The 11,538-nt window shown below is 37.3% G+C and carries 5 protein-coding genes; all 5 read right to left on the bottom strand.

Features of this window, described 5'->3' with window-relative positions:
* Positions 1-1,674, bottom strand: a complete 1,674-nt coding sequence (locus tag KZP23_RS12975; RefSeq protein WP_226332144.1) for a RagB/SusD family nutrient uptake outer membrane protein — start codon at positions 1,672-1,674, stop codon at positions 1-3.
* A gap of 42 nt (positions 1,675-1,716) precedes the next feature.
* Positions 1,717-4,536, bottom strand: coding sequence for a SusC/RagA family TonB-linked outer membrane protein (locus KZP23_RS12970; protein ID WP_226332143.1), 2,820 nt, complete (start codon positions 4,534-4,536; stop codon positions 1,717-1,719).
* 26 nt (positions 4,537-4,562) lie between these two features.
* Positions 4,563-6,278, bottom strand: coding sequence for a RagB/SusD family nutrient uptake outer membrane protein (locus KZP23_RS12965; protein ID WP_226332142.1), 1,716 nt, complete (start codon positions 6,276-6,278; stop codon positions 4,563-4,565).
* Between the two features lie 132 nt (positions 6,279-6,410).
* Positions 6,411-9,638, bottom strand: a complete 3,228-nt coding sequence (locus tag KZP23_RS12960) for a TonB-dependent receptor (protein WP_226332141.1) — start codon at positions 9,636-9,638, stop codon at positions 6,411-6,413.
* Positions 9,639-10,337: 699 nt separating this feature from the next.
* Positions 10,338-11,255, bottom strand: a complete 918-nt coding sequence (locus KZP23_RS12955; RefSeq protein WP_226332140.1) for an IS1595 family transposase — start codon at positions 11,253-11,255, stop codon at positions 10,338-10,340.
* Between the last annotated feature and the right edge of the window lie 283 nt (positions 11,256-11,538).

Here is an 11,538-nt window from a genome sequence, read left to right as displayed (position 1 = left end):
TTACCAATTAGGATTTTGAACAATCTTGGGAGATTTGACTACCTCTGAAAAAGGAATAGGATATAAAAGCATCTTTTCAGAAAATACCCTAGATTCAATCGTTATTGGTTCATAATTGAATATACCTTCGCCCGTTTTCGTAATTTCTACTCCGCGCAATGGAGACTGGAATGGCTCTATTTGCTTCCATCGTCTAATATCCCAAGGACGATGTTCCTCAAAAGCCAATTCTATCCTCCGCTCATGCCTAACTTTCTCCCGAAATGTATTTTTGTTCCATTGACCAGAATTAAGTAAAGGCATTTTCACTCCTCCACGATCCCGAACCCTGTTCAAGGCTTCCAATGCTGTCATTCCATATCCATTGGGATCACTTTCAGGACCATAAGCTTCGTTCATGGCTTCAGCATAATTCAAATAAACTTCCGCCATCCTAAAAATTATCCAAGTATGAAATGCCGTTGTGCCTGTTATAAAATCCAAGTTTTCGGCAACATGTTTCTTAAGATAATATCCTGTCTTTGTGGCTCTTTCTTTGCCCTTACCATCCATACCTCCGGCCCAAATCTCTACTGCTCTTCCATTCCAGTTTGAATTATTGGTAATAACAGTCATTTCCAATCTTGGATCCCTATTCTCATAAGGATTTGCTGCATGAACAGGATTATTCCAATCAAATTCAGTCCCATCCCTCATTTCATAATCATCTACTAGGTTTTGCGATGGTGTTATCCCGCTTTGTCCTCCTTCAAACCCAATTGGATAATTTTCTCTTTCAAAACCATTACTTGCATTCATACGACGTGCAAATATGATTTCCTGCTGGGAAACACTTCTAAATAAGGCAGTATAGTCATTATGAAGGGTATTGTATTTATTCATATTAAAAACCTCTATGGCAGCTGCTGCAGCTTTGTCCCATTTTTCTAAACTATTATTAGAGTTATGCAAGGGACTTGCCGCATACAAAAGCACCCTTGCTTTCAAGGCACGAACTGTACCCTTGTCCACTCTTCCAGCATCAGCCGACCCCCAGGATACTGGAAGTGAAATATCTGAAGGAATCGATGAATCTAATACTCCATCGCATTCATTTACAATAAACTCCACACACTCCTCATAGGAATTTCGAGGTAAATTAAGATCGCTCTCTGGTGTCAAAGTGCTTAAAATAAGTGGGACATCCCCATAACGCTTAATGAGCTCGAAATAAAAGAATGCACGTAATACCCTAGCCTCTAACCGGAATTTTGCTAAATTATTAGTTTGGGTTTTATAAGTTTGTGGATCAGTGTATCGGATGTTTTCAAAGGTTACACCTTCAGTATTTTCCAAAAATCGATTACATTTTTGGATTCCGGTATACATATTTTCCCACTGATTGTCAGGATTACTAAACTGATTCCAACTCCCATTATTAAAATTTTGAATTGCAGAATTTTCTCTAGTAAATTCTGCATCATCTGTAGCACCAGCTAGCATGCTTCCATCTATTCTACTGTATCCAACAGGGATATGATTGTAAATATTATTCAAAAAATCCCTTATCCTAGCATAGCTGGAAAACACCTGATTTTCTTTTAAATCCGTTTCAATTTTACGATCCAAAAAATCTTCAACGCAGGCATTGAAAACAAGAATACTAAAGACTGAAATTATTATTGATTTTTTCATTTTGTTCACTTTATATCATTTGAATTTTCAAATAATTACTTACTAAAGTTTTATTTGTACACCAATATTGTAAGATTTTAGATTAGGATATCCACTGATATTTTCCGCATCATAATTGTCTAAATTGTCAAATGACAGCAAATTATTTCCATTCAAAAAGACCCTTCCTCCATTCAGTCCAATCTTATTTAATAGTTGTGTAGGAATCTCATATCCCACTTCAACATTTCTTAATTTAAGGAAACTTCCATTTCGTTGCCAAAATGATGAAAACCTATAATTGTTGTTATTATTAATAGTCGTTAACCTAGGATAGGTTGCATTTTCTGCAGTTTCAGGAGTCCATCTCCCCATTGCTATCGGTGCTGCATTAGCATAATCTTGGAATGCCCAAACTAGAGGACCATTTAAGTACACAGACCTATTAGCAACTCCTTGGAATAAAAAGCTTGCAAAAAATTTACCATATGAAATATTTCCATGAAACGCATAAACCAATTCTGGCAAATCTGGTCTCCCTATAGCCACCTCATCATTTTGGTCTATGATGCCATCATTATTTTGATCTTTATATTTAATATCACCAGGCTGAACCGTTCCAAATGTCTGAATAGGACTATCCTGAATTTCCTGCTCACTATTAAAAAAACCTATGGCTTCGAGTCCAAATGGCTGTCCTACAGACCTTCCCGTTCGATATTGATAAGAATTAGGTCTTACTATTTCTCCCATTTCCAGAATTTCGCTTTTTGTAAAAGCGGCCATCACACCAAAATCCACATTGATTTTATTGGAAACATGATTTCTATAGGATAATTCTGATTCTATCCCGTTATTTCTTACACTTCCGATATTTTCTGATGGCAATCCTATTCCAATGAAAGCCGGAATTACCCCTCCTCTGGTACCCAATATATCAAACCTCTTTTCACTAAATAAATCAACATTCAAATAGAATTTATTCCATAGGGATGCCTCAAGTCCAATATTCATTTCTTTAATTTTCTCCCATGAAACATCAGAAACCACAAGACTTCCCTCCGCGATACCATTCACATTACTAGTACCCAAACGGTAACCAGTAGCACTATGATAATACTGGCTGTACGGAAATCTTCTTCCACCTATACTTGCATTCCCTACCAGTCCATATGAGGCCCTTACTTTTAGGAAACTGAGTGTCGTGTTGGATTTAAGGAAATCCTCATTAGAAATTATCCAACCAGCCGATATGCTTGGGAATAAGCCAAACCTATTGCCTTTCGCAAAGTTTTCAGAGCCGCTATAGGCTAAGGTAGTCTCTCCTATGTATTTTTCTTTATAGGAATAGATCAGACGCCCTGCTAGATTTTGATTGGCAAAAGGTACATTATTCCCATTTATCACATAAGTATCCTGATGATAAAACAACTTGGAATTGATTTCATGTTCATTGAATTTTCTGTTGAAATCAACATTAAATTGAAAATTCAACCTTCTCCACTGGTCTGAAATATTATCACTGTTGGTAAGCGAGGTTTCTTGGCCAAATTGATTATAAATAATTTCACCTTCCTGGTTTCTGGACAATTCATAAACTGGGAAGTTTTTATTTTTGTCTTCATTTCCTCTGAAAGAATTACTAAAAGACACAGCTGCTGAAGCCTTCAGCCCCGGCAATAGTGCTTCAAAATCATTCGCCGCTCTAACAGTGGCCTGCAATTCTCTGGTATGTCTAAAAGCAAAGCCCTTTCCTAGGACTAACCCAACTGGATTATCTCGATATATAGCTGTTCCGCCATAAGTCCCGTCAGGATTATAAACAGGGTAGGCATTTGAGGGTGTTCGTGCCATACTTCCCCAAATTGAACTAGCACCTGAACCCGGAGAATATCGATCTTCAATTCTTCCTGCAATGTCAGTAGACACAACAAGAGATTTAGTCAAATTGATATCAACATTTGACCTGAAATTATACCTAAGAAAATTGACATTTGAATTTAATTCCCGATTGCTATCAGTGTTTTTATAATGCCCTTCATTTTTCAATACCCCCAAAAAAGTAAAGTACCTGACATTATCATTTCCTCCTGAAAAGTCTGCAGTGTAGTTTGTCAGCGGTGATGAATTCTTTAATACTTCATTGTACCAGTTCACATTAGGATATAAATAAGGATCATTTCCATTTTGATAATTTTCTAATGCTTCATCACTATATAGAGCTGGTTTATTATCATTTACCAGCGCTTCGTTATACAATTTAGCATAATCATAAGCACCAAGAAAATGTGGTATATTAACAGGCATTTGCAATCCTGTTTTAGCGCTAAATGATATTTTTGGTTTGCCATTTCTGCCCCTTTTGGTGTTTATTAAAATGACTCCATTGGCTCCTCTCATGCCAAACATTGCTGTTGATGCAGCATCCTTCAACACGGTAATACTTTCAATCTCATCGACAGATAACTGATCATATGGGTTTTCAAATCCATCAATTAATATGATTGGACTTCCTCCATTATATGAACTCTGTCCCCGAATATTCAAACCTATTGACTCATAACCGGGCTCTCCACTTGTTTGGATAACATTCAGTCCATTTACCTTACCATACAAAGCATTGCCCAGGACTGAAAGGTTAAAACGATTTATTTCCTCATTTTTAATTACACCAACTGCATTGCTCATTTTCCAAGAAGGAATTTTGCCAAAAGCAATCGGAACATTTAGTGAATCCTTAACTTGGAAAATTGAATCACCTTGGGTCTTGTTTGGTAGATCAGAAGCTAAACTTATATCCATTCCTGATATCAGGTTAACTTTGAAGAAAAAGGCAAGGGATATAATGACAATAACTTGATTCTTATATAATTTTCTCATCATTCGATTGTTGAATTTGATATTACTTTTTACCATCCAGGGTTTTGCTGTAAATACCCTTTAAAAATCTCTGAAGAGGGAAAGGGATACAAGTAATCCTTATTCGAAAAGAATCTTTCCTCAAAGACATATTGCTCAAAACTAAACTTCTCCGAATCAACAATTGGTCTTATCATTAATCCATAAAAATCTCCTTTCATTACGCCTTCATTCTCGGCAATTTTCCATCGCTTAACATCCCAAAAACGATGTTCTTCTGCGTATAACTCTATGGCTCTTTCCCTAATGATAGCAGTCCTCATTTCCTCGTGTGAGATATTTGGGGATAGCTGAGGAAGACCAGATCGCTCCCTTATCATATTTACAGCATCTATCGCGGTAAGTCCATAAGTGTGTGAATTATTAGGGCCATATGCTTCATTCATCGCCTCTGCATAATTTAGGTAAAACTCAGCCAAACGGTACACAGGCCATTCCATATTGGTAACTTTGTTCACCGCTGTCATTTCATCAGGTATGAATTTTCTCAACCATTGACCACCATTGTTCTTTCTAGCATGTTTAGATTTACTTCCATCTGGATTAGTCCAAATTTGAACCCAACCTTCATCATCATTCCAATAGGTTCCATTGACCAGTATACATTGATTGAATCTAGGTTCTAGTTGTGTATACATTGCATCAAGATCCTCCCCTGACTGGGGCCAGTCTAAGTATTCACCTTCGTTTGTTTGAAAATATTTAATAAAATTTAGGGGAACTGACACACCATACCATGACCCTCTAAACCCTGAAGGTCTCGTAAACTGGAAATACATTTCTCTCCATAAATCCATATTTGGATAAAATTTACTGCTTAAAATAATCTCGGGATTATCGGGCTCTGTACTCGCGTAAGTATAGTTAACATCAGGTCCATACTCTGTTATAAGTCTTACTCCAACAGATTCTGCCCATTTCAGCACATCATTTGCTGCTGCAGCTGCAACATCCCATCTTTCACCACTATAATTTCCATACCACCATAGTTCACTATTTTTTCCTTCTAGATATGGGGAGTTATTATTAAACAATGGACTTGCAGCATACAGAGCCATACGAGATTTTAAGGCATGGGCAGCTCCTTTTGTAATTCTTCCTGCAAGGACACCTTCCGCTGAACTCATCAAATCCGGCACAATCTCATCACATTCAGCGAGAACAAAATCAACACATTCTTTCAGGGAACTTCGGTTAATATTGAGTTCATCCTCATTGTTTAACTTTCTTTTCACTAAAGGAACACCACCGTACCTTTTTATCAATTCAAAATACTGCAAGGCACGTAGAAAACGAGCTTCAGCTTTTAATTGCAATTTATACTCCGTCGTGCCATCAGGAACGCCCTCGATGCGCTCAATAAAAATATTCGATTTACGAATGGCCTTATAGTGACCTAAAAAATTGTCTTCAGGATTTTTTACGGGAGTAACTTCTCCTTTATTAAAAATATTCGGACCGGGCCAAGAATCAGCTATATCGCCTTCATCACATGCTGCGGCTAACTGTCCAGCGGTTACACCTGATAAATAATTAAGCTCTGCATCCCAATCTTGAGTTGCCCAACCAAAGGGAATAGAGGAGGCATACACCTCCCATAGAAATGTTTCAGCATTTCTAATATTTTGGAAAATTGTTTGATCGGTTACATCAATACTCGGTGGTTTCTCCAAATAATCTTCACATCCCACAAAGAAAGTTGACAAGGATATAATAAGAATATTTATGAGGGTTTTAGGTAAATTGTATTTATATATCATTTTCAATAATATTTTTAATTGACACCTATTTTTCATGATTCAGAAAATCAAGATGTTAGGTTAAATTGATTAAGGAAACTAGAATTGAAAATTGGCTCCAAGGTTGAACACCCTCTGCACAGGATATCCCCTACCATTGCCTGAAGGAATTTCAGGATCAAAAATCCCGATTTTGGACCAAGTAAAGAGGTTAATTCCATTAACATAGACCCTGGCAGATCTTATATGAAACTTCTCAAGTAGTTCTCCTGAAAAGTTATACCCTATTTCAGCATTTTTTAATCGAACGTAACTAGCATCCTTAAGCCAATAGGAAGATACTGGAGCATAGTTGTTCCCACCTGCTGTTGAACTTCTTGACAAACGCGGGAATGATATTTTTTCTCCATTATCATATCGCTCTTGTGTCCATCTTTCCAAATGTATCTCCTTTGCATTTGAACTACCATTCAGAAAAGGCCATACAGCTTGGTCCGTTAAATAAGTAGAGACTTTTGATGCACCTTGAAACAGTATTGAAAAATCAAATCCCTTGAAAGCGCCCCCAAAAGATAATCCGAAAGAATTTTGCGGAAACCTTGAATGGCCAATAGGAACATAATCATCAGCATCAATTATCCCATCATCATTCTGATCTATATACCGGATATCTCCTGGCTGAATAGAATTGGGTGCATAGGAGGAAACTGGACGATCAGGATCATTCACTTCTTCCCATGAATTAAATAACCCATCTGCTTCTAATCCAAAAAATTGACCAACTATATTACCAGTTTCATTTTGATATGAATAAGTCTTTGGAGGCTCATCTTTAAAGATTATCTTATTTTTTGCAAGAGCATAGTTACCTTTTAACCAATAGGTTAATGTGTTATTTGCATTACTCCTGTAACTCCCTTCAACTTCAAAACCTTCATTATTTACTTTTCCTAAATTAAAAGCAGGCAAGTCTGCAGCAACAATTCCTGGCACGGAAAGACGTGGGGCTAAAATATTATTTCTTCTTTCCTTGAAATAATCACCAGTTAAAGAAATTCTATCATTTAGGAAATTTATTTCAATCCCAATATCCAGTTTCTTTGCCCGCTCCCAAGTCAAGAGTGGGTTGCCCAACTTACCTTCATATGATCTTTGATAACCAGATTTGGTTGAACCTGCCTCTCCAAAATAATAGCTCCCAGAATAAAAATATGCGTCTGGAAGATACAAAAACCTATTTCCTTGCAACTTATCGTTCCCGACTTCCCCAAATGATCCTCTAAACTTCAAAAATGATATCAGACCATTTTTGGAAAAGAAATTCTCTTCCGAGACAACCCATCCTGCAGAATACGCTGGAAAAAAACCAAATCGATTATCCTTGGGGAAATTCTCTGAACCATTATACCCCATATTAAACTCCAAATTATATTTGTTTTTATAACTATAGGTTAATCTTCCTACAACACCTTGAAGTCCCCTCGGTACCTTATATTGAAAGCCAGGATCATGTTCTTTTGATTGGTTATATAAAATAAGTCCTGTAAAATAATTGTCTCCAAATTGCCTAGAATAGTTCAATTTTAATTCAGCATATACCTTCCTTCTTTTACCAAAACCTTGCGAATAACCTAATACCCCATCTTCACCTCTAGGGATATAGAGAATATTATCAGGGTTTTCAGGATCAGGCAGAGCTGTATAAATTACAATAGGCTTACTTCTAGAAATATTATGACTATACCAGCTATCGTAGGCCATTGTACCGCCAACTGAAAGTCCTGGAGTAACAAAATCGAGCTTATGTTCAAGCGTTACAGAAGAATTGATATTACTATTAAAATTATTTCGATACCCTTGCCCCAAAAGTTCAGATAAGGGAGATGAAGTAGCTGTTCCAAGCACCACTATCCTACCATCCACCATTCCGGGAGAAACAATAGGGTTACTTCCTTGGGCTTTTGACCATAAATCAGAAGAAGATAAACCTGGGTAATTAGAGTTTGCAATTTGACTAGCAAGATTAACACGAACAGTAAATCGTTTAGTTATATTAAAATCAAGGTTAGACCTAAAATTATATCTGCGATATTTAGCATTTGTGTTAAATTCATTGTAATCATTAAATCTATAGGCAGCATTTTGATCAAATAAACCCAGAGAAACAAAGTACTTGGCAAATTCATTTCCGCCCCTTATGCCCAAATTATATTGGCTTTGAAGCGAATAGGGTTTGATGAGCATATCATACCAATCAACATCCGGATGAAGAATTGGATCCTCACCAGTTCGGTATAATTCCACTTCATCAGGAGAGAAAGGCAAATTTTCTTCCGCTATCCCGTCATTACGAGCAGCCTCATTTCTCAAAGTGACATATTCATATGCATTTACCGTTCCTGGTGGGGCCACAGCCATCTGTACTGCAGTATTGGCTGTAAAGCTAACTCTGGGAGGCCCTGAAAGTCCCCTCTTTGTAGTTATTAGTATTACACCATTGGCCCCTCTAATACCGTAAATGGCCGTTGAAGATGCATCCTTTAGTATAGATATTGTTTCTATTTCATTAGGATCAATAGAGTTGAAATCCTTTCTTTCAATTCCATCAACCATTACCAATGGGTCTGATTCCTCTCCTTCATATAATGTCCCAATACCCCTAATCTTTAAGGTAGAACCATCTGCACCTGGTTCACCACTACGTTGTACTGCCACAAGTCCTGGTAACCTTCCTGCAAGCATATTACTTACATTAGCAACAGGAGATTGCAATAACTCTTTGGTTCCAATAGAGGAAATCGCTCCTGTTACGGATATCTTTTTTTGCTCACTATAGCCTACAACCACTACTTCATTAAGGGCATTTTTTGACTCCCTTAATCTTACTTCCTTATAAAGTCCCGACCCAATGCTTATTTCCTTTGGTTCAAAAGAGACAAAAGAAATCACCAATATTCCTTTCGAATCCGGAACCTTTAATCTAAAATTACCATCAAGATCTGTAACAGTCCCTATATTGGTTCCTTTTAGTCTTACAGTGGCACCTGGAAGAGAAACACTGAGCGAATCCATTACTTTTCCAGTGATAACAGTATCCTGTCTTATTAAAGTCTGTGAAGGATTAAAGAGTGGTAATTTAACAGCTTTGGGCTGGACAATGATAGTCCTCTCATCCAAAACATATTTGAAGGGCTGATTTTCGAATACGGATTCTAAAACCTCTTCAATTCCTTTATCTTTTACCTGAATGGTAACCGGATTTGCTTGTTTTAAATAAGAAACACTACAAATAAATTCATAGCCGCTTTGTTTTCCGATTTCCGTCATTACATGCTTTAGAGAAGCTTCAGAAAACGAAAGTGTTATTCTACTTTGACGAAAAGTATTTGAGCATACCTTATGCGAAAAACTTATTATTAACGCAAAAGTAAATAAGGTGCAAAAAAACATTTTCCTTCGGCTACAAAAAGCAAGACAATCTCGCTTTTTGTATTGATTCGGATGCATGTATTTATTCATACAAATTTTATTAAGGTTGAGGTTATTTGATTAAGTTAATTTTATAAATAAGAATTTGGGCAAATAAATTAAGTACTTATGTGTCTCAGGTTTATAACAGATCACCAATGGCCTGTATAATTTGGCATTAAACCCATCACTACATTAAAACAAACTACAAAACCCACAAATACATATATTTTATATTGCACTTTATTATAAGTACCAAAAATTAAATCCTACCCTACCGTTATACACAAAAAAATTAATATTAATTTATTCCTATAGATTTTCACAAGTGTAAAACACTCATATATAAATCTAAAATTAAATAGAACAATAGCTTTAAATCTTGGTAAAGCATCACTAAAAAATATCAAATAGTAATTCTATTACTGCCATTTAAAACAATGGATATAAAAAAATCCGTTCTAACTCTTGGGAATTGCTTACTTATTTGATTGCCAAAAAACAGGAAGACCTTTGACTAATGTATACCTGAAAGTATTATTAATATGTGTATCCGTTTTACTGCACGTATGGGTAAGTTGCGGCAATAACGAGCCTTTCAAAGAGTCCTTTGCCAAAATATCTTCGGTTCAATCTGTAAACAAACTCATTTAAATAGTTCTGCAAATATTTATAAGTTATCATGTGATATACCCCCAACAGGGTTCTTTTAAGATTACTGATTGCTTTGTGTACCCATTTTAAGGTGTCGTTTACGGACCCCTTTCCCGATGGAACGGCCAAATGGGTGGCCACCACTTCCTCTATTTTCGAGTAGGCCGTGTTCTTGTCTGTAAACAGTACCACATCCCCTACGGTATTGGCCCGGATAAAGGCATTGACACTCTCGCAGTCCACTTTGTCCATGACCCTCATTTTGAAATAGCCACAGCGCTTTGTTTTCTGCCCGGAATCCAGGTCTTCCAAGGGTACCGATTCGGCCGCCACCGCTACTGCGGTCTGTTTCTGGCTGCCTTTTCCACGTTTAAGCTGACCCAAGATCTGGTTCTCCTGTACGGTTTCCATATAACACTCGTCATATTCAATCATGTCACTGAGGATATAAAGCTCATCTCGTTGTCCCATGGCTGACCGTATCCTGTGCATCAGACGGAAAGTGGTCTCATATCGGCTAAGCCCCAGTTGCCGCTGGAGCTCAAGGCAGGAAAACCCTTTCTTGGTCGCCGACATAAACAGCATGGCCAATAGCCAGATACGGAGCGGAAGCTTGCTGTTTTCCATTACCGTCCCTGATTTAAGAGAAGAACGTCTCCGACAACTGCTGCATTCGAAAAACCTGCCGTTGGCAAACCAATAGTGTCGGGTTATCTTCTCACAGTTTTTGCACCGTATACCGCTTTTCTCACGGTATTTCTTGATGTATTGTTCACAACTTTCCTCATCTGGGAAATGGCCCGTAAATTCTATAAGGTTCATAGCTTTTCTTGTTTTTATGCAAGAAAACAACTATCCTGATACCTTGAAATTTAATGACACGTATTGTCATATTTTATTACGTGCACTCTTACGGATACACATAATTATTAACTTTTATTTTTTGTTAGGGACATATCCAGCATAAAAAATGGATAAATTAAAACATCCCCATCCAAAGGAAGGGGATTTGTGATACCCCCTGTAAGGGGGGAAAACTGGGAGTGTTATCTCAACTCTGTCCTTTCCCTTCCCGGGGGCTAGCCCCCGGGAAGGGAAAAAATTC

The sequence above is a fragment of the Echinicola marina genome (genome assembly GCF_020463795.1).
In the GTDB taxonomy this organism is placed as follows: Bacteria; Bacteroidota; Bacteroidia; order Cytophagales; family Cyclobacteriaceae; genus Echinicola; species Echinicola marina.
Note: the sequence above shows the minus strand (reverse complement) of the source record. Positions and strands in the feature narration are given on the sequence as shown.

Excerpts from the sequence above, each read along its gene's own strand:
- KZP23_RS12975 (WP_226332144.1), bottom strand. The coding sequence starts at position 1,674 with ATGAAAAAATCAATAATAATTTCAGTCTTTAGTATTCTTGTTTTCAAT.
- KZP23_RS12970 (WP_226332143.1), bottom strand. The coding sequence starts at position 4,536 with ATGATGAGAAAATTATATAAGAATCAAGTTATTGTCATTATATCCCTT.
- KZP23_RS12960 (WP_226332141.1), bottom strand. The coding sequence starts at position 9,638 with ATGACGGAAATCGGAAAACAAAGCGGCTATGAATTTATTTGTAGTGTT.
- KZP23_RS12955 (WP_226332140.1), bottom strand. The coding sequence starts at position 11,255 with ATGAACCTTATAGAATTTACGGGCCATTTCCCAGATGAGGAAAGTTGT.